This is a genomic window from Nitrosomonas sp. Is37 (assembly GCF_033063275.1).
In the GTDB taxonomy this organism is placed as follows: domain Bacteria; phylum Pseudomonadota; class Gammaproteobacteria; order Burkholderiales; family Nitrosomonadaceae; genus Nitrosomonas.
In genome coordinates this window covers 24,974-49,985 of record NZ_JAWJYP010000012.1, presented here as the reverse complement: position 1 = coordinate 49,985, position 25,012 = coordinate 24,974, and the positions used below count along the sequence as shown (strand labels likewise).

Annotated in this window: 22 protein-coding genes; 11 read left to right on the top strand and 11 right to left on the bottom strand. The window is 40.0% G+C overall.

The window, feature by feature from the left end; all coding sequences use genetic code 11:
- Positions 1-17: 17 nt before the first annotated feature.
- The 9 genes from R2Q26_RS07340 to def all read right to left on the bottom strand — a co-directional run bounded on the left by R2Q26_RS07340 (position 18) and on the right by def (position 11,572).
- On the bottom strand, positions 18-1,196 hold the full coding sequence (locus R2Q26_RS07340) for a phosphoglycerate kinase (RefSeq protein ID WP_317535692.1): 1,179 nt from the start codon (positions 1,194-1,196) through the stop codon (positions 18-20).
- Between the two features lie 216 nt (positions 1,197-1,412).
- Entirely contained in the window at positions 1,413-2,414 is a 1,002-nt protein-coding gene (gap, locus tag R2Q26_RS07335) for a type I glyceraldehyde-3-phosphate dehydrogenase (RefSeq protein ID WP_317535691.1), read from the bottom strand.
- 70 nt (positions 2,415-2,484) lie between these two features.
- Positions 2,485-4,500: a transketolase gene (gene tkt, locus R2Q26_RS07330; RefSeq protein ID WP_317535690.1), complete on the bottom strand. Its 2,016-nt coding sequence runs from the start codon at positions 4,498-4,500 to the stop codon at positions 2,485-2,487.
- 154 nt (positions 4,501-4,654) lie between these two features.
- The gene (locus R2Q26_RS07325; RefSeq protein WP_317535689.1) at positions 4,655-5,917 is read right to left on the bottom strand and encodes a sigma-54 dependent transcriptional regulator; all 1,263 of its coding nucleotides are present in this window, start codon (positions 5,915-5,917) and stop codon (positions 4,655-4,657) included.
- A 90-nt stretch (positions 5,918-6,007) separates the two neighbouring features.
- On the bottom strand, positions 6,008-8,179 hold the full coding sequence (locus R2Q26_RS07320; protein ID WP_317535688.1) for a sensor histidine kinase: 2,172 nt from the start codon (positions 8,177-8,179) through the stop codon (positions 6,008-6,010).
- A complete protein-coding gene (locus R2Q26_RS07315) occupies positions 8,176-8,799 on the bottom strand; it encodes a DUF4390 domain-containing protein (protein WP_317535687.1) in 624 nt (207 codons plus the stop codon). The genes R2Q26_RS07320 and R2Q26_RS07315 overlap by 4 nt, the downstream gene beginning before the upstream one ends.
- Positions 8,777-10,051 carry a 16S rRNA (cytosine(967)-C(5))-methyltransferase RsmB gene (rsmB, locus tag R2Q26_RS07310; protein ID WP_317535686.1) on the bottom strand — a complete coding sequence of 425 codons (1,275 nt, stop codon included), beginning with the start codon at positions 10,049-10,051 and terminating at the stop codon, positions 8,777-8,779. The genes R2Q26_RS07315 and rsmB overlap by 23 nt, the downstream gene beginning before the upstream one ends.
- Positions 10,048-11,001, bottom strand: coding sequence for a methionyl-tRNA formyltransferase (fmt, locus tag R2Q26_RS07305; protein WP_317535685.1), 954 nt, complete (start codon positions 10,999-11,001; stop codon positions 10,048-10,050). Before fmt ends, rsmB begins: the two co-directional genes overlap by 4 nt.
- Positions 11,002-11,065: 64 nt before the next feature.
- Positions 11,066-11,572 (bottom strand): peptide deformylase, encoded by a 507-nt coding sequence (gene def, locus R2Q26_RS07300; RefSeq protein WP_317535684.1) that lies wholly within the window; start codon positions 11,570-11,572, stop codon positions 11,066-11,068.
- A gap of 363 nt (positions 11,573-11,935) precedes the next feature.
- Here def and R2Q26_RS07295 point away from each other — a divergent pair, with 363 nt between their 5' ends.
- The 4 genes from R2Q26_RS07295 (at position 11,936) to R2Q26_RS07280 (ending at position 17,415) form a co-directional block, all read left to right on the top strand.
- Positions 11,936-12,958: a LysM peptidoglycan-binding domain-containing protein gene (locus R2Q26_RS07295; protein WP_317535683.1), complete on the top strand. Its 1,023-nt coding sequence runs from the start codon at positions 11,936-11,938 to the stop codon at positions 12,956-12,958.
- A 147-nt stretch (positions 12,959-13,105) separates the two neighbouring features.
- On the top strand, positions 13,106-14,200 hold the full coding sequence (dprA, locus tag R2Q26_RS07290; RefSeq protein WP_090566045.1) for a DNA-processing protein DprA: 1,095 nt from the start codon (positions 13,106-13,108) through the stop codon (positions 14,198-14,200).
- Positions 14,201-14,266: 66 nt separating this feature from the next.
- Positions 14,267-14,725: a DUF494 domain-containing protein gene (locus tag R2Q26_RS07285; RefSeq protein ID WP_317535682.1), complete on the top strand. Its 459-nt coding sequence runs from the start codon at positions 14,267-14,269 to the stop codon at positions 14,723-14,725.
- Positions 14,726-14,898: 173 nt separating this feature from the next.
- A complete protein-coding gene (locus R2Q26_RS07280; protein WP_317535681.1) occupies positions 14,899-17,415 on the top strand; it encodes a DNA topoisomerase III in 2,517 nt (838 codons plus the stop codon).
- Positions 17,416-17,572: 157 nt separating this feature from the next.
- Here R2Q26_RS07280 and R2Q26_RS07275 read toward each other — a convergent pair whose 3' ends face one another.
- Positions 17,573-17,821, bottom strand: coding sequence for a hypothetical protein (locus tag R2Q26_RS07275; RefSeq protein ID WP_090566037.1), 249 nt, complete (start codon positions 17,819-17,821; stop codon positions 17,573-17,575).
- Between the two features lie 245 nt (positions 17,822-18,066).
- Between R2Q26_RS07275 and aroA the strand changes: the two genes are divergently transcribed.
- The 7 genes from aroA to R2Q26_RS07245 all read left to right on the top strand — a co-directional run bounded on the left by aroA (position 18,067) and on the right by R2Q26_RS07245 (position 24,207).
- On the top strand, positions 18,067-19,368 hold the full coding sequence (aroA, locus tag R2Q26_RS07270; protein WP_317535680.1) for a 3-phosphoshikimate 1-carboxyvinyltransferase: 1,302 nt from the start codon (positions 18,067-18,069) through the stop codon (positions 19,366-19,368).
- Between the two features lie 39 nt (positions 19,369-19,407).
- Complete coding sequence (cmk, locus tag R2Q26_RS07265; RefSeq protein ID WP_317535679.1) at positions 19,408-20,079, top strand: (d)CMP kinase; 672 nt, start codon at positions 19,408-19,410, stop codon at positions 20,077-20,079.
- Positions 20,080-20,194: 115 nt separating this feature from the next.
- Complete coding sequence (gene rpsA / locus R2Q26_RS07260) at positions 20,195-21,913, top strand: 30S ribosomal protein S1 (RefSeq protein ID WP_090566034.1); 1,719 nt, start codon at positions 20,195-20,197, stop codon at positions 21,911-21,913.
- A 9-nt stretch (positions 21,914-21,922) separates the two neighbouring features.
- The gene (locus tag R2Q26_RS07255; protein ID WP_317535678.1) at positions 21,923-22,219 is read left to right on the top strand and encodes an integration host factor subunit beta; all 297 of its coding nucleotides are present in this window, start codon (positions 21,923-21,925) and stop codon (positions 22,217-22,219) included.
- Positions 22,220-22,313: 94 nt separating this feature from the next.
- Positions 22,314-22,523 carry a lipopolysaccharide assembly protein LapA domain-containing protein gene (locus tag R2Q26_RS15525; RefSeq protein ID WP_090566029.1) on the top strand — a complete coding sequence of 70 codons (210 nt, stop codon included), beginning with the start codon at positions 22,314-22,316 and terminating at the stop codon, positions 22,521-22,523.
- 9 nt (positions 22,524-22,532) lie between these two features.
- Positions 22,533-23,231, top strand: coding sequence for an orotidine-5'-phosphate decarboxylase (gene pyrF, locus R2Q26_RS07250; protein ID WP_317535677.1), 699 nt, complete (start codon positions 22,533-22,535; stop codon positions 23,229-23,231).
- 481 nt (positions 23,232-23,712) lie between these two features.
- On the top strand, positions 23,713-24,207 hold the full coding sequence (locus R2Q26_RS07245; RefSeq protein WP_317535676.1) for a C40 family peptidase: 495 nt from the start codon (positions 23,713-23,715) through the stop codon (positions 24,205-24,207).
- 320 nt (positions 24,208-24,527) lie between these two features.
- On the opposite strand, the gene R2Q26_RS07240 is transcribed toward R2Q26_RS07245, so the two are convergent.
- Entirely contained in the window at positions 24,528-24,995 is a 468-nt protein-coding gene (locus R2Q26_RS07240) for a TPM domain-containing protein (RefSeq protein WP_317535726.1), read from the bottom strand.
- Positions 24,996-25,012 lie beyond the last annotated feature (17 nt).

Below are 25,012 nucleotides of genomic sequence, written 5' to 3'. Positions count from 1 at the left end.
AATTTTCAGATCAAATTTTAACGTGCTCGCAATTCGAGAATTTCAACCGCCGGGAGTTTTTTCCCTTCCAGGAATTCAAGAAAAGCCCCCCCAGCTGTCGAAATATATGACACTTTATCGTATATATCATATTTCTGAATTGCAGCAATAGTATCGCCACCCCCAGCCAATGTAAAAGCCTTGGTATCAGCAATCGCTTTTGCAATGGTATGTGTGCCTGCACCGAACTGATCAAACTCAAATACACCTACAGGTCCATTCCAGACGACAGTACCTGCCTTCATTATAATATCAGCCAATTCTTTAGCGCTTTTGGGTCCTATATCGAAAATCATGTCATCATCCGATACGGCATCTGCATCTTTCATCACAGCTGGCTCATTAGCATCAAATTTCTTGCCAACCACAACATCCACAGCGATTGGAATCGTCGCATTTCGCTGTTTCATTTTATCTATCAACATTTTTGCAGTTGGAATCAAATCATCTTCGCACAAGGATTTACCAATATTTTTTCCTGCAGCTTTAAGAAATGTATTGGCAATCCCACCACCTACCACCAGTTGATCTACTTTTTCAGAAAGTGATTCAAGCACTGTCAGTTTGGTTGATACTTTTGAACCTCCAACAATCGCAACCATAGGTCGTGCTGGATTGTGTAAAGCTTTAGTCAACGCTTCTAATTCTTCTGTCAAAAGTATGCCAGCACAGGCAACGGGAGCATATTTTGCAATCCCATGAGTTGATGCTTCAGCTCGATGCGCAGTACCAAAAGCGTCCATCACAAATATGTCACATAACTTAGCATAGCTCTGGGCAGTTACATCATCGCTTTTTTTCTCGCCTTTATTAAAACGGCAATTTTCTAGAACAACCAACTCACCCAGCGCAACTTCAAATCCACCATTCACCCAATCCTTGATCAAACGTACCGGTTTACCCAGGCGTTCTGCAATATTATCAGCAACAGGCTTTAGCGAATTCTCCTCACTCCATACTCCTTCTTCCGGGCGCCCCAAGTGGGAGGTTACCATAACTCTTGCGCCACGATCTAAACAATATTTTATAGTAGCCATCGATGCTGTAATGCGCGCATCTGATGTAACTTTGCCATCTTTGATGGGTACATTAAGATCAGCGCGAATAAAAACGCGCTTGTCTTTCAAATCGAGATCGGTGAGCTTGATAACAGACACATTAACTCCAATATAAATATTAATAAGAATAGCTTGCAGTATTGATTGACTGCTTACTAACTCAAAGGGATAAACTAATCATTATGAAATAAGCAACAAAATAAATAACTCCGAGTAAAATCATAACCTTGTTCTATTAACATCTGATTAAGAAGTTTAAACTTTTAAGTTTTCTACTCGGAGTAAATCGTATGCTTATCTTGATTCTTTGAGGGCTTATTTGTTAGCAATAACGCGAGCCATCTCTAATACTTTACAGGAATATCCCCATTCATTATCGTACCAGGCAACGACTTTAACAAAGTTTTTGTCTAATGATATTCCTGCTTCAGCATCGAAAACGGAGGTACAGCTTTCACCACGGAAATCAGTAGAAACCACTTTGTCGGCAGTATAGCCAAGCACACCTTTCAGTTGACCTTCTGAGGCAGCTTTCATGACATTGCAGATTTCATCATAAGTAGCTTCTTTATTCAATTCCACAGTAAGATCTACAACAGAAACATCAGAAGTCGGTACTCTAAAAGCCATCCCGGTGAGCTTCTTGTTCAGCTCGGGAATAACAGCACCAACTGCCTTTGCCGCACCTGTAGAAGAAGGAATAATATTTTCAAGAATTCCTCGCCCTCCTCGCCAATCTTTATTAGAAGGACCATCTACTGTTTTTTGGGTAGCAGTTGCAGCATGAACAGTGGTCATTAATCCACGTTTGATTCCCCAAGTATCATTCAACACTTTCGCGATTGGTGCAAGACAGTTGGTTGTACAAGAAGCATTGGAAACAATAGTTTGTCCATTATAAGATTTATCATTAACACCATATACAAACATTGGCGTATCATCTTTAGATGGTGCGGTCATAATAACTTTCTTGGCGCCTGCTGCAAGATGCTTTTCGCAAGTTTCTTTAGTAAGGAAAAGTCCTGTTGACTCCACTACCACATCAACACCCATCTCATTCCATTTTAACTCAGCAGGATCTTTAATAGCGGTTAAGCGTATTCGCTTACCATGTACTACTAAAGTATTTCCTTCCACTGAAACATCACCGTTAAAACGACCATGCACAGAATCATGCGTCAGCATATAAGCCAAATAGTCTGGCTCAAGCAAATCATTGATAGCAACTACTTCGATATCGTTGAATTTTTCAACAGATGCACGAAATACCATCCGCCCAATACGACCAAACCCATTGATTCCTACTTTTATTGTCATTATAAAAACTCCTCAAAACAAAAAAAAACCGTAACTAAGTATGCCTCTTCTGCCTAAATAGGGACACAATTTATATAATTCTCTTCACTGCCTCTACGACGTTCTCGACAGTGATACCAAAGTATTTAAATAGTACTTCGGCTGGAGCCGATTCTCCGAAAGTATCGATGCCAATGATTTCTCCCTCAAATCCGACATACTTATACCAGTAATCTGTCACACCAGCTTCTACCGCAACACGTTTAATGCCTTTTGGCAACACACTTTCCTGATATGTTTGGTCTTGGCGATCAAACAAGCTAGTACATGGCATGGATACCACGCGCACCTGAACACCTTCGGCAGACAATGCTTTCTGCGCAGCCATGGCCAGCGCCACTTCTGATCCGGTTGCAATAATAATTGCTTGCGGGTTTCCATCAGCAGCTTCAGATAAGATATAGGCTCCTTTATCGATTAGCTTGATGGTTGCCGCATCTCTTTTCTGGAAAGGCAGATTTTGTCGACTAAAAATAAGGGTCGTCGGTCCATTCTTGCGCTCAATTGCACGCGCCCAAGCTATAGTTGATTCAACTGTATCACAGGGTCGCCATACATCCATATTGGGTATCAGGCGTAATGTTGCTGTTTGCTCTATCGGTTGGTGTGTTGGACCATCTTCACCTAAGCCAATCGAATCATGAGTAAATACAAAAATGTTACGGATTTTCATTAAAGCCGCCATGCGCAAAGCATTGCGCGCATATTCTGAGAACATCAGAAATGTGCCCCCGTAAGGAATGATACCGCCATGTAATGATAAGCCGTTCATAATGGCACTCATACCAAATTCACGTACACCATAATAAATATAATTCCCGCCGGATTCTGCACTCACTCCTTTAGAACCAGACCATAGCGTCAGATTAGAACCCGCTAAATCAGCCGACCCTCCGACCAGTTCCGGCAAAATGGGTGCTAATCCCTCGATTGCATTCTGCGATGCTTTTCTAGTGGCAATAGTCTCTTCTTTTGCGTTAACGCGACTTATAAAACTGTCAACATGCTCAGACCAATTAGCTGGTAATTCCCCAGTCATACGACGCTTGAATTCGGTTGCTTCTACAGGATATTTCTTTTCATACTCTGTAAACTTATGATTCCATTCACTTTCCAGCTCATTACCTTTTGCACGTGCATCCCATGCATCGTAGACTTCTTGAGGAATCTCAAAGGGAAGATAATGCCATCCAATGTGAGGGCGTGCAGCCGCGATTTCTTCTTCCCCTAATGCCGCGCCATGAACTGCATGGGTATCGGCTTTATTGGGTGACCCCATCCCAATAACCGTCTTACAGCAAATCATAGAGGGTTTGTTTGGAATCTTTTTGGCAGCCTCGATAGCGGCCTCAATTGCATCTGGATCATGACCATTTACATTTGACACAACATGCCATCCATATGCTTCAAAGCGCTTAGGCGTATCGTCAGTAAACCAACCCTCTACATGTCCATCAATTGAAATACCGTTATCGTCATAAAAACAAATGAGTTTACCCAGCCCTAATGTGCCCGCCAGAGAAAATGCCTCATGTGAAATACCTTCCATCAAGCATCCATCACCAAGAAACGCATAGGTATAGTGATTAACAATATCAAAGCCAGGACGATTAAATTCTTGTGCGAGAATTCTTTCTGCTAATGCCATACCTACGGCATTGGTAATACCCTGTCCTAAAGGCCCTGTCGTTGTTTCTACTCCCGGTGTATAGCCATATTCTGGATGTCCGGGTGTTTTGGAATGAAGTTGCCGAAAATTCTTAATATCTTCAATTGACACATCATAACCAGTCAAATGTAAGAGCGCATAAAGCAACATAGAACCGTGCCCATTGGACAAAACGAAGCGGTCACGGTCAACCCATTTGGGGTTACTTGGATTATGACGCAAATGATGAATCCAAAGCACCTCCGCAATTTCTGCCATACCCATAGGCATGCCAGGGTGGCCAGATTTAGCTTTTTCTACTGCGTCCATAGCCAAGGCGCGAATCGCGCTCGTCAAATTCTTGAATACTGGCGCGTTAAAGTCCTCAAATGCTCCCATTTTTACTATCCCTCAAAAAATTCAAAAAACAGAATATCCATCTTCCGCGCCGCATGACAACAAAAGTTGGCAAAAACCGATATTATCACCTAAGACGAAGTGCTCTACAACATTGATTTATTAATACACTCAAACACACTTTTTTGATGTTATTTCAGCTATTCTGGTTACGTAACTTAATGCCCAGTGCTTTTATTTTACGATAAAGATGTGTGCGCTCCAGCCCTGCACGTTCGGCAACACGCGTCATATTACCGCCTTCTTGGTCAATCAATTTTTCGAAATAATTTTTCTCAAATAAATCTCGCGCTTCACGCAAAGACGCATTCAAAGGTATATCCGGCGCAATTGATATAGCTGTCGTTAAAGGAGGTGCTAAAGTCTGCTGCACAAGCTCCACTGAAATTTCAGTACTGGTACAAGTTAAAGCTAACGAATGTACCACACTCGTCAGTTGAGCCAGATTACCCGGCCAATCGTAGTTGCGTAACGTGTTTAATGCAGCCGTACTAAAATGAATGAATGGCGCTTCACCCGATTCAATACAATTTGAGAGTATTTGATTGGCTAGTTCAGGAATGTCTTCACGATGCATTCTAAGAGATGGGACACTGATACAAAGACTGCTTAATATCTCGTATAACTTAGGATTATAAATACCTTGCGCGGTTAATTCTGCCAAGGGAAAAGTCGTAGCGCATACTAAACGCACATTATATTTTTCTAATTTACTCAGGAGCAGAAGCAATCCTTTTTGTTCCAATTTATTGAGGTCGCCAATTTCTCTAAGAAATAATAAACCGTCCTTTGCTTGCTCGAGTAAATTCACTGGGTTTTCCGCAAGAAATGAAAGTGATTCCGGTTCAACCCATGGAGTATTGATATGATGTAGAAAATGAGCACAATGCTCTATTCCCACACCCGGCTCACCCATGAACAGTACGGGCACTTTCAAATTAGATATCTGTTCGAGTTTCTTTTTTAATTCTGCAATTAAAGTTCCTCGACCCAGACTCACCAGGGAAAGAGTCGGAATCGGCTTACTTTGCCCGCCGCGCAAAGCTTGCCCAACAGTGCTTAGTAATTTTTGCAAAGGTATGGGTTTTTCAAGGTAACCCACAGCTCCAATACGTGTTGCCTCTACTGCAGTATCAATGGTGCCGTGTCCAGACATCATTATAACTGGCATGGTAAGCAATCCACTATTGGCCCAATCTTTAAGTAATGTTATACCATCTGTATCTGGCATCCAGATATCCAAAAGTACCAAGTCGGGGCGAGTTTGATTACGCCAGTTGCGAGCTTGTTCTGCATTTTCTGCCAAAGCTACTTGATATCCTTCATCATTTAAGATTTCGGATAAGAGCTCGCGTATGCCAACCTCATCATCAACAACAAGAATCGTATTGTTGGCCATTATATTGTAATTTACCTCCCAGAACTGGAATGCAACTAACCCTTTGTAGCAATATTATCGAGTCAACAACTCAAACACTATTTTCTATAGTTATGTTACTTGAAGAGGAATCGATATAGGGCGATCAGATAATAATCTTGGTAATACAATCATGATCTTAGCTCCTTGTGGGTGGATATTTTCGATTTGGATTGTACCATTATGTTCATTAATAATTTTCTTGACAATCGGCAGTCCGAGACCCGTGCCTTTTACCTTGGTCGTTACATAAGGTTCAAATGCCTGCGCTTTAATCTGCTCTGCAAACCCCTTGCCATTATCACTTACGCTGAACTGAACACTATTAGGGAGTGTTTCGGTTCGCACTGTAATCGTGGGTTCTACTACATCAACCAAAGCATCCTGAGCATTTTGCAGCAAATTATGAATAACTTGCCGTAATCTTGTTGGATCTCCGCGAATCAATGAAGGATCTGCGCTCAATTCTAAATTAATTTTTGGACCATGATTGCGACCTGATTGAGTGTTTGCAGTCTCATATAACGCAAGCACTTCACGTATCAGCCTATTAAAATCGAGTTGATATAATTCCAGTTCAGGTATGCGTGCATATTCGCTAAATTCATTGACCATCTTCTTAAGTGACTCGACCTGATTGACGATTGTTTCAGTAGAGCGCTGTAGAATTTTTGCATCCTGCCCAGTTAATTTTTCCATCAATTTATGCTGCATACGTTCTGCAGAAAGTTGGATAGGTGTCAAAGGATTTTTGATTTCATGAGCAAGTCGACGCGCAACCTCACCCCATGCAACTGTGCGCTGAACTTGCAGTAAGCTGGTAATATCATCAAATACCACAACGCCTCCTCCAGTCACTTGAGGCAGGTGTGACCCTCGAAGAAGCAAAACTTGATCTTTATTTTCACTAAAATGTAATACTTGACGTTGCCACTCTCCCATTTCCGCGGAATTGAATCCTATCCGTATTTCTGTTGCGAGCATACGCAATTTCGATTCTTTTTCTGCACACTCTTCAATCGTTAACCCTACCAGATTGGTCAACGGAGTCTGTAAAATTTGCTCAGCACTATGATTGACAGTACTTATGCGTAACTTTTCATCAAACACCATCACGCCAGAAGAAAGGTTAGCCAGTATACTTTCAAGATAAGCCCGGGCATTTTCGATCTCCTGCTGATTCCGTTGCGCGGTAGCACGTGCCACTTCAAGCTGCTCAGTCATGAGATTGAAAGACTCTGTCAGTATTCCTAGTTCGTCGTTACTTTGCACAGAATGGCGTCTACTAAAATCTCCTTGTGCTACGGCTCTTGTTCCCTCAGCTAACATACCCAACGGTGCGCTTAATTTTTCACTAATAAGAAAAGCGGCAGCAAGGGCAGAGAAAAGTGCTAAAAACAATGCCAATGTTAATGTTATGCCATAAAGTCTAGTCAACCCATGACGGGATAATGTTAATTCTTGGTAATTGCGATATCCTGCTTGAACAATCTCAGCATTCTCCGCAAGTAATCTGGGCACTTGCTGCAAAACTTGCAATACACGGATATCATCATCAAGATTTAATACATTCACGGGAACGAGCACTCGCAAATACAGTCCTTTACCAGGAATAGATTCCACTGCACTATAGCTCTTCTGCATTCGGATATGCCGCATGGCGGCAGCATTGGGTATTTCTGGAAACAGCGCCATGTCATCTATGCTTGAAAAGGCAATCGCTTGACCATCTTGGTTAAACAATGTTGCTTCCTGTATCTGCGAGTGAACCAATAACTGATTCAATGCTGATAATGGCAACACAGGCGATTCAGATAATGTTAATGCAGTGGCTTTAGCTTTTTTCTCGAGCTCTTCGAGTAAATTATCAAGCATAGTTTGCCCTAAATTTAATCCCCCCTCTAATGCCTGATCAACTTTGACATCAAACCAGGATTCGATACTTTTTCCCAAAAACTGGACCGAAATGCCATACACCAAAACTCCAGGAAGAACGGCCATCAGTGAAAAAATCATCAGTAAGCGAAGTGCTAGTTTAGAGCCAAATACCCCTGCTTTTAGTCTCCTGTTTAGCCTCCATAACAAGAGCCCTACTACCACTAGCAAAAATAATACAAAAATTACATTGAAACCAATCAGCCAGCGGTAAAGACGCTCAAAAAATTCAGTATTAGCGCCCGCTGTTGCTAGCAAAAACAGCATGACCACGCTAAGCCCCGTAACTATGATAATGACGTACTTCATAGATTCTCTTTATGGGGCGCAGGCAATTTAATACGCCATTCTTTTTTTTCTGAACTTAAGTTCCAATCTTTTGAACTAAACCACTCCAGTTGAAATGGTTTGGCTAATCGAGAAATATCCAGCCATACTTGCAAAGTTGCGACATATTCTGCACCCTGCTTCAGCGTGGACTTTATCTCAACAGGGATATTATGCTGCCTTCCCAACGTCTGAAGTGCTTCCTGCAACGTATCAAAGCCTTGTGGCATCATTCGACTATCATTCAAGCGGTATTGTCGGGTAAGCGCATGATAACTCAATCCTATACGTCGCTTACTGCGAGCCACCTCTTCATCCAGCCAATACCAACGACTCTCTATGAGAGTGAATTTTGATACAAAATAAAGTATGATGCCTTTTTCTAAGGCCTGCTCTAAAGTATTGTTTAGTGTGATATCAGCATCAAGACTTATTTGGTAACCTTTGCCTACTGCTTCCAGAGCAAATGATTTTATCTCTATACCACCTTCGCCCCGAGCTGGTGCTGCTAACAATAGCAGCAAAATCAGCAGCATTGTCGCTATGATCTGCAACAATACTTTAAATCGTAGCGTTCTATCAAGTCTTACAAAACAAGGCATAGAAAAAGCCGTCATGTAAGGAACTTGGCAGCAATTGCCCATTAACCATATCAGAATGCGAAAGAGGTAATAAACGAGCATCTTGATGCGATTGTAGAAATTTCTTAATTAAAATCGAATTTTCTTCATGAAAAACAGAGCAAGTTATATACAGCAACTTTCCTTCTCGTTTCAGAATTTTCCACAAAGCGTTGAGAATATTCTCTTGGTTGCTTGCAAAAATAGATAGATCAGTTTGTCGCCGCAACCATTTGATATCAGGATGACGGCTGACTACGCCCGATGCACTACAGGGGACGTCAGCCAGAATTCGGTCAAATGCTTGACCATCCCACCATTCTGAAGGATAAAGTGCATCACCACATACCACACGATGAGGTTCATTCCCGAGTCGCTCAAAATTTTCTGCTACACGCATAAGTCTCTGCGCATTACTATCAAGCACAGTTAATTTTATTTGCGCTAATTCCATTAAATGCGTGCTTTTCCCCCCGGGCGCAGCACAAGCATCTAACACGTGCATACCATCATACACATCCAGTAAGGTCGCTGCCAACTGGGCTCCTGCATCTTGTATTGATACAAAACCTTCCTTAAATCCTGGTAGTTTCTCTACTGGCAATGGCTGCGCCAACTTCAATGCAGCATACCATATTAAATCGGCTTTAATACCGTGCTCCTCAAGCATTTTTTGATAGGCTTTAACCCCGATTTTCCGGACGTTAACTCGTAATGTCATTGAAGGATGCTGATTGCTTGCACTCAGAATAGCTTTATAATGGTGGGGGTATTGTTTACGAAGCATATTGACCCACCACTGAGGATGGGAATATCTCCCAACATCATTATTAATTTGCTCCCATAATGCAGAGCTATTCCGTATAAAATTCCGCAAGACGGCGTTAACCAATCCTGGTGCACCGCGTTTATCACTTACGAGGCGGGCAGTAGAAACGGCATGATCAACAATTGCATAGGAAGGCGCTTTGCTGTATTGCAGCTGATATAAACTTACCAATAGTAAATAACGCAGTTTAAGATCTTGTAGCGTTTTATCTAACAATAAATTGAGCAATGCGTTAAGTTGCCCGTAATAACGCAGCACTCCATAGGTCAGATCCTGAATGGCACCCTGCTGTTGATGAGAAAGAGGCAGATTCGATTGCCATATCTCCTGTAAAACTTCCGTTAGATTTTTGCCTGCAAGAACACGCCCTATAGCGATTACAGCGAGGTGCTGAGCTTTAATCATTTCCCGAGCTGGCAGTTCATCGCTGTAGAAAAAAACTGACCTGATTGTAAACAATGTCCCGCCAGAAATTCTGCGATAGGCATTTTTTTCCCCCCAGGTTTTTGCACAACCTCTAAAATCAGCGCTCCTTTTCCACAAGCCACTACGACCCCCTCACTGCCAGTCGTAATAATTTCTCCCACTTTGCCAGAATTATTTTTTACAGCCTTAGCTTGCCATATTTTCAATAAATTACCTTGCAGGTACGTATAAGCTCCCGGATAAGGATTAAAAGCACGAATACTTCGATCAATTTGGTCCGCATCCACTCGCCAGTCAATTTCTGCTTCTTTTTTTTGGATTTTTGAAGCGTAGCATGCCTGTATTTCATCCTGGGGAATCACTGTCAATTTATCAAGCTGCATTAATCCTAATGCCTCGACAATACTCTGTGCGCCTAAATCAGCAAGCTTATCGTGAAGAGTTTGTGCCGTATCCTCAGAGTCAATAGGAATGTGACGTTGCAGTAGCATATCACCAGTATCAAGCCCCTCATCCATTTGCATGATGGTAATACCAGTTTCCTGGTCACCTGCCAATATGGCTCGTTGAATGGGCGCCGCACCTCGCCAACGAGGTAAGAGAGAGGCATGAATATTCAAGCAACCATAACGTGGAATTTTTAAAACTTCTTCTGGTAGGATTAATCCGTATGCTGCAACAATCATTACATCCGCATCAAATGCCTTTAGTTGCGTATGAATAGCTTTCGATTTTAATGTAAGCGGTTGCAACAAAGGAATATCATAAGCCTGCGCAACTTTTTTTACATCACTTATCTGGGTTTTCATCCCACGCCCTGCTGGACGATCTGGTTGAGTCAACACTAATACGATCTGATATTCAGCACTTAGCAAAGAAATCAATGCCCTGGCTGCAAAAGCTGGTGTACCAGCAAAAATAATTCTCATAGAAAACTTCAGATCAACATATTCATTTCTTGTAAAGAAACAGATTTAGGCAAGGCAAGGTAAATTAGGATTTAGCATCACGTTGTAACTTTTTTAATTTTGATCGAATTCGTGACTGCTTTAGTTGTGACAGGTATTCAATAAATACCTTACCCATCAAATGATCCATCTCATGCTGGATACATATTGCAAATAAACCACTAACATTCAGTTCAAACAGATCACCATCTAGATTCATTGCCCTGATTGAGATATTTTCAGCTCGTTTTACTTTCTCGAAAATTCCGGGCACTGATAAGCATCCCTCCTCATAATCAGATTCTCCACTGCTTGCAATAATTTCTGGATTAATGAATACATGGAGCTGATCACGAGTTTCGGAAACATCAATAACGATCACACGTTGGTGCACATCAACCTGAGTTGCTGCCAAACCAATTCCAGTTGCGGAATACATAGTTTCCGTCATATCTTGAACCAGCACACGAATTTCATCGGTAATCGCTGGTACGGGAGCTGCAACCTTATGCAGTCTTTCATTTGGATATTGTAATATTTTCAGAATTGCCATAGCAAACTAGCGTAATTCGGTTTAATAGATTCTGCTGTTAGATCGTAAGCTTTGGATGCTGTTCAATTCAAGCTTAAAGAATAGCATCTAAATGAAGGCCTCTCACTATTAAAAATTAAACCTAGAACCCTCAGCTAATCGCTCGTTCTGGTGTTAACATTATGAGTATAAAGACCTTTTCTATAAATTTCATTCTTACCTTCTGGGTATTTTCGCTCCGGTACGGATTGCGCGATTTTGCAAACACATGGCTGCGTTGCAACTCCTTTGAATGGAACAACTATTCCATGTCGTTACGCCTTGCTTTACACTCGCAAAATGACACACTCCATTCCGTCCAACTGAGAAATCTAGGTTAAATCTATGCGTGTAATTATATCCGCGATTTTACTTATATTCGTTTTTTCTAATGAGGCTATTAAGGCAGCAGAAATTGAGCTACATCATAATGCGCCAGATCACTATATTGTTGTTCAGGGTGACACACTATGGAGCATTGCCTCTCGCTTTTTGAAAGATCCCTGGCGATGGCCAGAAATATGGAATCAAAACCGGGAGTCCATGAAGAATCCACATACAGTTTATCCGGGCGATATCATCGTCCTCGAAAAAACAGCCAAAGGAAATCAATTAAAACTTTCCGATGAAAAGGCAATCATAAAATTATCTCCTAAAATGCGAATAGAAAAATTAGGAGCGGGTGGTATCCCAACTATTCCTGCCAACAAAATCAAACCATTTCTGAGCCAACCATTGGTCATTGAAAAGCATGCTCTTGACAAAGCACCCCTTGTATTAGACTCCAGTGACAATCGAGTAATATTAAGCACAGGAGAAACAATCTATGTACGTGATTTACCTCATGACAAAGGCTCCTTATGGCAAGTTTTTCGTACTAGCAAGGCATTGATGGACCCAGATGATAATAATCGCATCCTTGGATATGAAGCAATTTATTTGGGGGATGTTGAAGTTAAAAATTTTGCTACGATTAGCTCCGTAACGGTAACACATTCTGTCCAAGAAATATTAAATGGCGATCGCTTAATTCCCTCCCCTCCTGATAGAGACGTAGATTATGGACCTCATGCACCAAATTTTGCTATTAAAGGGCGTATTATCTCTGTCTATGGTGGTGTAGCTGAAATCGGTGAAAATGCTATTATCACGCTTAATAAAGGCATTCATGACGGATTGAAGGAAGGTCATGTCCTCGCCGTTTATCGGAAAAGTGAAGTAAAATCACCTACTGGTGAAACTGTAATGCTCCCCGATGAACGCATCGGCCTAGTACTTGTTTTTCGTGTATTTGATAAAGTATCTTATGCATTAGTCACGCAAAGTTCTCAAGCAATAAAAGTATTGGATGCGGTAAAAACACCCTAACTAGACCATATCTAGGGCTAAAATTGTTCATATCTAAATCGAATTGAAATTATTTACAGACTTTTTATGCAAAATAGTCTTTCCTGTTTCCGCAATAAATAGTATTTACATTCCTTTTTATAATCACGATAAGTATTATTCTTTACCATGAAAGCTCCGCCAGATGTTGAATCCTGGCTTAATCTCACTCTAATAGATAGCTTAGGTGACGAATCCATTCGCAAGCTACTGATTGCTTTTGGTAACCCAAGAGAAATTCTTTCAACGGATACATATCAACTGGAACGCATCGTAAAAAAGCAGGCTGCTTATAACATCACTCGAGGTGCAGACAAGAGCAAAGTCGATGCAGCACTTAAATGGTTGGAAGACCCTTCTAACTGCGTCATTACACTTGCAGATCATGATTATCCCAAACTACTACTCAATATTGTCGATCCTCCTCCTTTGTTTTACTTAAAGGGGCAACGCAAACTTCTCAATTCACCTACCCTTGCTATCGTTGGTAGTCGTAATGCGACGCCGCAAGGCATAGCCAATGCTGGTGCTTTCGCTGAAGCTGCAAGTAATGCAGGATTTTGCATTGTTAGCGGGATGGCACAAGGAATTGATACCGCCGCCCATCAAGGTGGCTTGCGCGGTATTTCAGCAAGCATTGCTGTGGTAGGGACGGGGCTCGATATTGTCTACCCTGCAAGAAATCGGGAACTAGCCCACCTGCTGGCAAAAGAAGGAGCACTGATTTCGGAATTTCCGCTAGGAATGCCTGCATTGGGCAGAAATTTCCCTCGTCGCAACAGAATTATCAGCGGTATGAGTCTTGGTTGTTTAGTCGTTGAAGCAACTTTGCACAGCGGCTCACTCATTACTGCAAAACAAGCATTAGAACAGGGACGGGAAGTGATGGCTATACCAGGCTCCATACATTCACCTTTGTCAAAGGGCTGTCATGCATTGATTAAGCAAGGGGCCAAATTGATAGAAAATATCCAGGATATCTTAGATGAGTTTAATTGTCAGACTGCGTTACCCCATGGAAATACTGACGTAACGCTTGATTTTAGTAATTCCCAAGGGAATTCAATATTGCTGCCCCACTTGGGCTATGACGTGACCGACATCGATACCCTATGCACGCGAAGCGGCTTGACGGTCGAAGCAGTATCCGCCATGCTATTGGCACTAGAGTTAAACGGAATGGTTGCCAGTTTACCTGGCGGCCGTTATCAAAGAGTTCGTTAATGCCATTGATAAAAATTTATACTATAAAAATCTACTAATGTGCATACAGTGAAAGAGAGTATCTATATGTACGAAATCCTAATTTACTTATTCGAAAACTATTTCGACAGAGGAGGTTGTCCAGATTCTGCAACATTAACGCATAAATTAACTATAGCTGGTTTTGGAGAGGATGAAATTAATCAAGCACTTAATTGGTTATCAGATCTTACAAAAGGTGATAATAATCACTATCCGGCAACATTTGCTCAAAGTAACTCATTACGATGGTATACGCCTTCTGAAATGGAAGCAATTGATAAGGAAGGACGTGGATTTATTCTTTTTCTTGAGCAGGCGGGTATTCTTAATTCACTACAGCGAGAATTATTAATTGATCGTGTTCTCAAAATGAATGGAAATAATTCCAGTCTAGAAAAAATTAAGCTTGTTGTTTTGCTTGATCTATGGATACAAAATCAATTAATTGATCCCAATATTCTGGAAAAATTGTTCATAGCGAGTAATCCACGACATCGGCATTAATTGTTGAGAAACAATCAACTCTGAATTCGACTTTAAATAAACACATCATTTAATGAGCAATACATGCTCTTAAAATAAAGTGTGTTAGGCACACAAAATGTGCCTTTCCTCAATAATCTGAACATTCCAATCTTGTAATTGACAAAAAATATAATCATCTAGCCAAAAATTTCATGAGCAAAAAATTGATCATCGCTGAGAAGCCTTCCGTGGCAGCAGATATTGCCCGCGCATTAGGTAATTTCACTAAAGAAAATGATTATTTTGAAAGTGACGAATACGTTTTATCATCTGCAGTTGGCCATTTGCTTGAGCTGACTGCACCAGAAGATTATGAGGTTAAGCGCGGCAAATGGAGCTTTGATCATTTACCTGTCATCCCTCCTTATTTTGATCTTATTCCTATTGAAAAAACATCTACTCGCTTGAAATTATTAACAAAACTCATCAAGCGGAAAGATGTGGATACGCTGATCAATGCTTGTGATGCTGGACGAGAAGGAGAATTAATTTTTCGCTACATCACACGCTACGCGGAAGCAAAAAAACCTATTAAACGGCTGTGGTTACAATCCATGACACCTGCTGCCATTCGAGAAGCTTTCTCCAAACTACTCGATAATAGTGAAGTACAACCATTAGCAGAAGCCGCTGTTAGTCGTTCTGAATCAGATTGGCTAGTGGGGATTAATGGTACACGTGCAATGACGGCATTTAATTCTCAAGAAGGTGGTTTCCATAAAACTACTGTTGGACGTGTTCAGACCCCAACGTTAGCCATACTGGTTGAACGAGAAGAAGTCATCAAAAAATTTGTATCCAAAGACTACTGGGAGATACACGCTATTTTTTCTAGTGACAATGATCACTACAAAGGAAAATGGTTTGACGAAAAATTTTCAAAAGATAAGGAGAATATCGAAGCTAGAGCAGAACGCATATGGGAGCAAGATAAAGCAAAAGCGATCAAGATCAAATGTCAAGGCAAACCAGGAATAGTTAGTGAAGAAAGTAAGCCAGCTAAAGAAACCTGCCCGTTACTGTATGATCTCACAAGTTTACAACGAGATGCCAATAGTCGCTTTGGTTTTTCTGCTAAAACAACATTAGGACTGGCGCAAGCGCTCTACGAAAAACATAAAGTATTAACCTATCCACGTACTGATTCACGCGCGCTTCCGGAAGATTACATTGCGCCTGTTAAAGATACTCTGCATGCACTTGCGACCACTCAATATGGCCAGTTCGCAAAGCAAATTCTGGATTCTGATTGGGTAAAACCAAATAAGCGTATTTTTAATAACACGAAAATTTCCGATCACTTTGCCATTATTCCAACTTCACTCGAGCCAAAAAAATTAAATGAGGCAGAAACAAAGCTTTACGATCTGGTAACCAAACGTTTTCTTGCAATTTTCTATCCAGCTGCAGAATTTCTTGTAACAACACGTATTACGCGTGTTGAAGATGAGCCCTTTAAAACAGAGGGTAGAGTCATGATCAATGCTGGATGGCAAGCCGTTTACGGCAAATCGCTAATACATGATGATAATGGCGATGGTACAGTTTTACCTGCAATTAGCGCTGATAAATCAGTTATCGCTGAAGAAATCAAGGTCATTTCTAATCAAACTCGGCCACCAGCGAGATTCAATGAATCAACTCTCTTATCTGCCATGGAAGGAGCGGGAAAACTGGTGGAAGATGAAGAATTACGGGCAGCAATGAGTGCAAAAGGTCTTGGCACACCTGCAACGCGTGCGGCCATCATTGAAGGTCTCGTCTTTGAAAATTATTTACAGCGTGTCGGGCGGGAATTACATCCAACTGCCAAAGCATTTTCGCTCATTACCTTATTGCGTGGACTAAAAATACCTGAGTTGATCTCTCCAGAATTAACGGGTGATTGGGAATTCAAATTACGCCAGATCGAGCAAGGTAAATTAAAGCGTGAAGCATTCATGGCTAAAATTGCTGACATGACGCAGCATATTGTCGAACAAGCGAAAAATCATCGAGGAAAAACGATAAGTGGCGATTTTGCGATACTCAAAGTTCCCTGCCCTAAATGCGGAGGAGTTATACAAGAAACATACAAGAAATTTCAATGCCAGCAATGTGATTTTGCTCTATGGAAAATTCTGGCTGGACGACAATTTGAAATAGAAGAAATGGAAACACTCATTTCGAAAGGTGAAATTGGTCCATTGCAAGGGTTTCGCAGCAAAATGGGACGTTTGTTTAATGCTATCATCAAACTTACTGATACGTTCGAGATGAAATTTGAATTTGGTGGCAATGATACAGAAGAAGCTGATGCAATTGATTTCTCCAACCAGCAACCTCTCGGCAAATGTCCCAAATGCAGCAATTCCGTCTATGAGCACGGATTATATTATGTCTGTGAAAAAGCAGTCGGCGCCACTCACACATGCGACTTTAAAACTGGAAAAATTATTCTCAACCGAGCTATCGAACAGGAGCAAATCGTTAAATTACTGCAAACAGGAAAAACTGATCTGTTGACTAAATTTATCTCTAAAAAAGGACGACCATTCTCGGCTTATTTGGTAATCGGAAAAGAAGGTAAAATAGAGTTTGAATTTGAGAAAAAGGCTTCAAAAGAAAAAACAGAAAATACAAATGAACCTAAAACATCACCGTCTGCAAGTAAGAAGAAACGCGCATAGGAATCCAACCACATTGTCATAAAGCTGATTACCCCTTACATTTTATCGCCTTAATATTTCTTATTTCTCAAAACAAAAAATGAATACTGTAATGAAGTTTTCTTTCAATCACAGTATTCACTCTGTGTGGCTTGGATAAGTTTTTTTAGAAACTCAATTAACCATAAACATTAATAATATACTTGGCAATTCCAGATATTGCAGCAATAAGGATGGCCAATCCTCCAACTACAGCTAATCCTTCTATTAAAAAAGAAATAACTGCTTCACGAGTAGTCTTAAATTCTTCTTCACCATCTTTGTTACGTCGACGATCTTTGCGCTCTTTAATCCAAATTTGTATTGCAACGACAAATGGAATAGCCAGTACAGAAATAAGTAGTGAATTTAAAGAATCATCTTCCATTGAACAGTCCCATTATCTATCAGTTATAATTTAATTAAATGAATCCTAACTATCGAGTTTTATCTAATATAGTCTAGTATATAGTGTCGCTAGAAAATTAGTTATTATAGCAGGCACTACAAATTTCCGTTCTGCCTCTATACTCTATATCTTTTAATTTATACCTAAGTTATACCTGTCAATCTAATCTGCCATTATAAAAAAAGAAATGAAGACATATAGCATATTTACCTTTCTAGAAATTTATGGACTGGCTTGATCTTCCTGTTGCTAATGCTGCACGTGGCATCATTGAACTCCCAGGCTCAAAAAGCATCTCCAATCGGATCCTTTTACTCGCAGCGTTAGCAAACGGTAAAACCCTCGTTCGGAATCTGCTGATTTCCGATGATACGGCACAAATGCTAAATGCACTTGGAGCGCTCGGAATTAAAATCAATCAAATTAGCGAGAATGATTACAGCGTAGAAGGTGCTAGCGGAAAATTTCCAGTCAAACAAGCTGATTTGTTTCTGGGTAATGCTGGCACTGCTTTTCGCCCTCTCGTTGCTGTGCTTGCCATAATGGGCGGTCATTATCGACTATCTGGCGTAGCCCGCATGCATGAACGCCCTATTGCAGATTTAGTAAATGCTTTACGTCAATTGAATGCCAGTATTACTTATCGTGGAAATGAAGGCTTTCCTCCCTTAGAGATCAAGCCTGCTGAAATACAAAGCAAAACCATTTCAATCAAGGGAGATGTTTCCAGTCAATTTCTCAGTGGACTCTTAATGGCGTTACCATTAACAGGCAAAACTGCCACAATTATCGTTAATGGCATACTTATTTCAAGGCCATACGTTGAGCTTACTCTGGCTCAAATGGCACGATTTGGCGTCCAAGTCATACAAGAAAATTGGCAACGCTTTACATTGTCAGCCCCACAAACTTACAAGAGTCCAGGTGAAATAATTGTGGAAGGAGATGCTTCCTCAGCATCCTACTTTTTGGCTGCTGGAGCTATTGGTGGAGGGCCGGTACGCGTTGAAGGTGTTGGCACAGAGAGTTTACAAGGTGATATTCATTTTGCTGATGCGTTAGAAAAAATGGGCGCCCAGATCAGAAAAGGAAAAAATTGGATCGAATCCTCTTCGCCAATTAGTAACGCTTCTCGTCAGCAACTGAAAGCTATTGATCTCGATTGCAATCATATCCCCGATGCAGCCATGACATTAGCCACGACGGCTTTGTTTGCAAAAGGAACGACTACACTTAGAAATATTGCGAGTTGGCGAGTTAAGGAGACTGATCGTATTTCAGCAATGGCAAAGGAATTGCGTAAAGTTGGAGCTCTGATTGAGGAAGGAAAAGATTTTATACGGATTACGCCCCCTGCTACCTTACTAACCCCTCATGCAATCATCGATACCTACGATGATCATCGGATGGCAATGTGTTTCTCGCTTGTATCTCTAGGTGCACCCCTACGCATCAATAATCCGGGTTGTGTAACTAAGACTTTCCCAGATTATTTTGAAAAATTTGCGATGATTATGCGTTCCTAACGCTACGAATCTTCATATTTCTACTCAAGAGGTTTTTTTATGGAAACTGGCGCTATTCCAGTCATTACTATCGATGGCCCTTCAGCTTCCGGGAAAGGCACAGTTGCACAAATCGTTGCCCAAAAACTTGCATTTCATTATCTCGATAGCGGGGCACTTTATCGCCTGGTGGCATTAATAGCAATACGATCAAATACTGATTCTGCTAATGAGTCGGCCATAACAAATATTGCTTTACATTTAGATGTAAATTTTGATGGCTCATCTGTTCAATTAAATGACGAGGATGTTTCAGATGCAATACGTAGCGAAGAATGCAGTAAACTGGCCTCTGTAATTGCCGGTCAACCTAAAGTAAGAACAGCATTACTACAGCGTCAACGTGCCTTTCGCCAACTTCCTGGACTAGTAACAGATGGCAGAGATATGGGATCAGTTGTGTTTCCAGATGCTTCTCTCAAAATTTTTCTCACTGCCAGTGCTGAAGAGCGAGCACTACGACGCTATAAGCAGTTGATAGAGAAAGGAATAAATGCTAATATTCAATCCTTATTGCAGGATATTTATGAACGCGATACACGAGATAGCAATCGCGACGCTGCTCCTCTAAAGCAAGAAGTAGATGCGAAATTGCTAGATACAACTTCCCTTAGTATTGAGGAAGCTGTTAATGCGGTACTGCGGTTGTACAATAAAACCTGCAAGAACTAGGTTTAATGAAAAGTGATTTTATTTTTAAATAAGACCATATAATTCAAGTAACTTTTGATTAACTAACCAACCATCTCATTTATGGGATGAAATTAAAATCGGGTAATTTTTTATAATGACTATTGCTTCCAACGTAACTCCTTCCTCAGAAAATTTTGCCAAACTCTTCGAAGAAAGCCTTTCACGCAAAGAAATGCGTGTGGGAGAGGTAATCACCGCAGAAGTTGTGCGTATTGACTATAACTTTGTAGTGGTCAATGCAGGCCTCAAATCCGAGAGTTATATTCCTATTGAGGAATTTAAAAATGACAGAGGCGAGATTGAGGCTAAGGCGGGAGATTTTGTCAGTGTCGCCATTGATGCACTTGAGGACGGTTATGGTGAAACGCGTTTGTCCAGAGATAAAGCTAGACGGTTAAATGCCTGGCATGATCTAGAAGAAGCTATGGAAAAAGGTTCTATAGTGAGTGGCATGGTCAATGGTAAGGTAAAGGGTGGATTAACCGCCATGGTCAACGGTATTCGTGCTTTTTTACCAGGCTCACTAGTGGATATACGCCCCGTCAAGGACACTACTCCTTATGAAAATAAGGAAATGGAATTCAAAGTCATCAAACTGGATCGCAAACGTAATAATGTTGTCATTTCTCGACGCGCAGTGTTAGAAGAAACTCAAGGAGCAGATCGAGAATCTTTATTGGCAAACTTGCAAGAAGGCGCCATCGTGCGCGGTATTGTTAAAAATATTACCGATTATGGTGCATTTGTTGATTTAGGCGGGATAGATGGACTCCTTCATATCACCGATTTAGCTTGGCGTCGCGTAAAACATCCTTCAGAGATCATTAATGTTGGCGACGAAGTAACAGCCAAAGTACTTAAATTTGATCAAGAAAAAAATCGAGTTTCTTTAGGGATGAAGCAATTAACCGAGGATCCTTGGGTAGGCCTCTCGAGGCGTTATCCTCCAGGCACACGACTGTTTGGTAAAGTAACTAATCTCACAGACTACGGTGCCTTTGTAGAAATTGAACAGGGAATTGAAGGATTAGTGCATGTTTCTGAAATGGACTGGACCAACAAAAATGTCTATCCATCGAAAATAGTACAATTAGGTGATGAAGTAGAGGTCATGATTATTGAGATAGACGAGGAGCGTCGCCGCATCTCCCTCGGAATGAAACAATGCAAACCTAATCCATGGGAAGAGTTCGCAATAACTCATGAGAAAGGCGATAAAGTCAAGGGCCAAATAAAATCTATCACCGATTTCGGTGTATTCATCGGCTTACCCGGTAATATTGACGGCTTAGTTCATTTATCCGATCTCTCTTGGACCCAACCCGGTGAAGAAGCAATATTAAATTATAAAAAAGGTGACGAGGTAGAAGCTGTTGTATTATCGATTGATGTTGAGAAAGAACGTATTTCACTCGGAATAAAACAGTTAGAAGGGGATCCTTTTACTATATATGTGGCAGCACACGATAAAAATAGTATCGTCAAAGGTACTGTAAAATCAATCGATGCCAAAGGTGCAGTAATTACTTTGACTGACGAAGTAGAAGGCTATTTGCGTGCTTCCGAAGTATCTCGTGACAAAATTGAAGATGTACGGACCCTGCTCAAAGAAGGGGATCAAATTGAAGCAATGATCATCAATATTGATCGTAAGAATCGCAATATCAATCTTTCCATCAAAGCAAAAGATCAATACGAGGAAAATAGTGCATTACAGATGGTAACTACTAAAACTCCTGCCAGTACAGGTACTACTAATCTAGGAGCATTGCTCAAAGCTAAAATGGATAGCAAAAACTCTGAAGAACAATAAAGGACATCGATGACGAAATCTGAATTGATTTCCAAGCTTGCTGCTCGATACCCCCAGCTCTTGGCAAAAGATACTGAATTAGCCGTCAAAATGATACTTGATGCGATGGCTAGTAGTCTCTCTAGAGGAGAGCGTATCGAAATTCGTGGATTTGGCAGTTTTGATTTAAATTACAGACCAGCCCGTATTGGCCGTAATCCAAAGTCTGGAGAAAAGGTTCATGTACCTGAAAAATACGTTCCGCATTTTAAAGCAGGAAAAAAAATGCGTGAACGCGTTGATTTTCAAACAAAAGATGAAGCGTAATTAATCCATTCAAAATGGAAAGGATGCTCTTTTTGATCTGATAACAATTATTGGTCGGGAAGAGCATCTTTATATTTTATATAATGTAAAGTTTATGTATTTTTTTATTTGGTTCCTAAACATAATACTTTTTTTATTCCTATTTAGCTTTGCTGCAAAAAATACTGAAATAATAACTATTAATTATTATTTTGATTTTGAATGGCAGGTTCCGATAATAGTAGTTTTATTGACTTTTTTTGCATCAGGTATTGCTTTTGGATATTTTATTTGTTTTATCAAAAGATTAAGAAAAAAATTATAATATTATTGCATGAATAATCCGCGCATTATTGTTGCTCTTGATTTCTCTAATAAAAAACAGGCACTTGAATTTACATGTAAATTGGATAAGAATTTATGCAGAATAAAAGTTGGTAAAGAACTTTTCACTATTGGTGGCCCACAATTAATAGAACAATTGATGGGCTACGGTTTTGATATTTTTCTTGATTTAAAATATCATGATATCCCGAATACTGTAGCTAGCGCTTGTAGAGCTGCGTCAGATCTGGGCGTGTGGATGGTTAATGTTCACGCGTTGGGAGGGAGAAAAATGCTTATTGCTGCTCAAGAAGCACTCTCCACAAAAAAAACAAAACTAATCGCGGTAACTCTACTTACTAGTTTAAATAAAAGTGATCTCCATGAAATAGGCTTGAATGAAGAGCCAATCAATATTGTGCAGCGCCTTGCTTTACTTGCTAGCGATTGCAGTCTTGATGGTGTAGTTTGCTCAGCCATGGAAGCACCACAACTTCGTAAAATCATTCCAAAAGATTTTTGCTTAGTAACGCCAGGGATTCGTCCTCTCAATTGTAATAAAAATGATCAGACACGCGTAGCAACACCCCAAGAGGCTATACAAAGTGGTGCTGATTATTTGGTAATTGGCAGACCAATTACTCAATCCCCCAACCCTCTCTTAATGCTTCAGCAATTAAACCATGAGATTGAAACAATCCAACAATAATGAGAAGAAATAAAGATTACTCCGTCAAAGCGAAGATTTCTTTCTACTAGCTCCCCAAAGAGCTCAAAGTTACTATTTTTTTATTTTACGCAATCACATGATTGCTTTTTGTGGCTGCCAACCCATCCATGCAACATCTTACAAAGTAGCCAAGCAATTTCCCAAAAAATTATATTTCTCCTCCTCCATTGCAGATAAATACTACATAGTATTATCATTTTATGTCATCTGCATCAAATTCTAATATTCCCTTATTTAACTCACTTAGTTCTTAATCAAATCAAAAGATTAAAATAGAAATATAGCTTTTTTTATTATATATCATTATGCAAAAAGTATTTAAACTCTAGAACTAATCTATTCGTGCAAATTTTTAGATAAAAAAAGTTTTATGAAATTTTAATATAAACAATGCTTTACATTTATATCATATCCTTGATATACTTTATATTGATTTATCATGTAAGCATAAATTAAAAGCATGTCTACTAAGAACATTGTCATTTTATTTATTTACGCATGTCTAATAACTGGTTGTGGATCAATAGGGAAAAAGGAAACAAATTTTAGTGAACAACCTAATATCCAAAATGATGATAAAACAAGTTCACATTCTATAAAAAATATTTTATATGAAAACTATAGAAAGTGGCAAGGTGTCCGCTACCGGCTTGGAGGTTTAAGTCAAGACGGAATTGATTGCTCAGGGCTTGTTCATGTTGTTTATAAAAAAGGATTAGGTAAAGAATTACCAAGAACAGCATCCCAACAATCAAGATTAGGAAAAATAATAAGTAAAAATGATCTAAAATCAGGTGATTTGATTTTTTTCAGAACTAGTAAAAGATTAAATCATGTAGGTATTTATCTTGAAAATAGAAAATTTATTCATGCTTCTAGATCTAGAGGGGTAACGATATCCAGATTAGATAATAATTATTGGAAATCCAGATATTGGAAATCAGTCAGAATCTAATAATTAATATTTAAAAACTGATTAATCTTAATATTTCAGAAAATTACATCAATTATTCTGAGCGCAGAATCAGCATCCCCCTCCCTCAACTCCAGCATCAATAATCCATTAATTAGCTTGAGTAAGCGTCTTACTCTTATTCGAGCATATAGAAAAGCTTAGTAAAATCTGGAAATGGAGGCTCTCATTATCCATTCGAGATTTTGCTAAGCTTTTCTCATAAAGAAATATTTGAAATCACACAGCATCATTTTCGCGTATTTTATTTATGGCTAGGAAAATGTTATCTGCTTGATTTCTTAGTGAGAGCAGCACTATTACTATAAAACAACCGGTCTATCCGGGAGTGCATTTTCTCCTCCTTCTCCTCTTTCTGATGCTCGGGAAAAATATTTTTTCAATTGATAATCAATTGTGTTTATTGCAGCCAGCACACCTTTTTCAAATCGTCCTTTTCGGAAAGCTGCTTCCATCTCCTGACAAATCTTTTCCCACTCTTTGTTATTCACTTTAGCGTCTATCCCGCGATCAGCTACAATCTCTATATCATGATCAGCAAGTAATAAATAAATCAACACACCATTGTTATGCGGTGTGTCCCACACCCGCAGCAATGAAAAAATATCTATCGCTCTCTCTCGTGCAGATTGTTTTTTCAGCAGAGATACCAAATTTAGTGAAGCTTCTACCGCAAACAGAATTTCACCATCATGATTCATCTCAGACTGTTTGATAGCTTGTTCAATCCTTGCTAATGAAGCAGCAGGAAGTGCGCGCTTTATTGTCATTTGACCCATAAAAAGAT

Excerpts from the sequence above, each read along its gene's own strand:
- R2Q26_RS07285 (WP_317535682.1), top strand. The coding sequence starts at position 14,267 with ATGTACGAAATCCTAATTTACTTATTCGAAAACTATTTCGACAGAGGA.
- pyrF (WP_317535677.1), top strand. The coding sequence starts at position 22,533 with ATGAATAATCCGCGCATTATTGTTGCTCTTGATTTCTCTAATAAAAAA.
- R2Q26_RS07255 (WP_317535678.1), top strand. The coding sequence starts at position 21,923 with ATGACGAAATCTGAATTGATTTCCAAGCTTGCTGCTCGATACCCCCAG.
- dprA (WP_090566045.1), top strand. The coding sequence starts at position 13,106 with ATGAAAGCTCCGCCAGATGTTGAATCCTGGCTTAATCTCACTCTAATA.
- R2Q26_RS07240 (WP_317535726.1), bottom strand. The coding sequence starts at position 24,995 with ATGACAATAAAGCGCGCACTTCCTGCTGCTTCATTAGCAAGGATTGAA.
- gap (WP_317535691.1), bottom strand. The coding sequence starts at position 2,414 with ATGACAATAAAAGTAGGAATCAATGGGTTTGGTCGTATTGGGCGGATG.
- tkt (WP_317535690.1), bottom strand. The coding sequence starts at position 4,500 with ATGGGAGCATTTGAGGACTTTAACGCGCCAGTATTCAAGAATTTGACG.
- R2Q26_RS07295 (WP_317535683.1), top strand. The coding sequence starts at position 11,936 with ATGCGTGTAATTATATCCGCGATTTTACTTATATTCGTTTTTTCTAAT.
- rsmB (WP_317535686.1), bottom strand. The coding sequence starts at position 10,051 with ATGATTAAAGCTCAGCACCTCGCTGTAATCGCTATAGGGCGTGTTCTT.
- R2Q26_RS07315 (WP_317535687.1), bottom strand. The coding sequence starts at position 8,799 with ATGCCTTGTTTTGTAAGACTTGATAGAACGCTACGATTTAAAGTATTG.
- R2Q26_RS15525 (WP_090566029.1), top strand. The coding sequence starts at position 22,314 with ATGTATTTTTTTATTTGGTTCCTAAACATAATACTTTTTTTATTCCTA.
- R2Q26_RS07280 (WP_317535681.1), top strand. The coding sequence starts at position 14,899 with ATGAGCAAAAAATTGATCATCGCTGAGAAGCCTTCCGTGGCAGCAGAT.
- cmk (WP_317535679.1), top strand. The coding sequence starts at position 19,408 with ATGGAAACTGGCGCTATTCCAGTCATTACTATCGATGGCCCTTCAGCT.
- R2Q26_RS07275 (WP_090566037.1), bottom strand. The coding sequence starts at position 17,821 with ATGGAAGATGATTCTTTAAATTCACTACTTATTTCTGTACTGGCTATT.
- R2Q26_RS07245 (WP_317535676.1), top strand. The coding sequence starts at position 23,713 with ATGTCTACTAAGAACATTGTCATTTTATTTATTTACGCATGTCTAATA.
- R2Q26_RS07320 (WP_317535688.1), bottom strand. The coding sequence starts at position 8,179 with ATGAAGTACGTCATTATCATAGTTACGGGGCTTAGCGTGGTCATGCTG.
- fmt (WP_317535685.1), bottom strand. The coding sequence starts at position 11,001 with ATGAGAATTATTTTTGCTGGTACACCAGCTTTTGCAGCCAGGGCATTG.
- rpsA (WP_090566034.1), top strand. The coding sequence starts at position 20,195 with ATGACTATTGCTTCCAACGTAACTCCTTCCTCAGAAAATTTTGCCAAA.
- R2Q26_RS07325 (WP_317535689.1), bottom strand. The coding sequence starts at position 5,917 with ATGGCCAACAATACGATTCTTGTTGTTGATGATGAGGTTGGCATACGC.
- aroA (WP_317535680.1), top strand. The coding sequence starts at position 18,067 with ATGGACTGGCTTGATCTTCCTGTTGCTAATGCTGCACGTGGCATCATT.
- def (WP_317535684.1), bottom strand. The coding sequence starts at position 11,572 with ATGGCAATTCTGAAAATATTACAATATCCAAATGAAAGACTGCATAAG.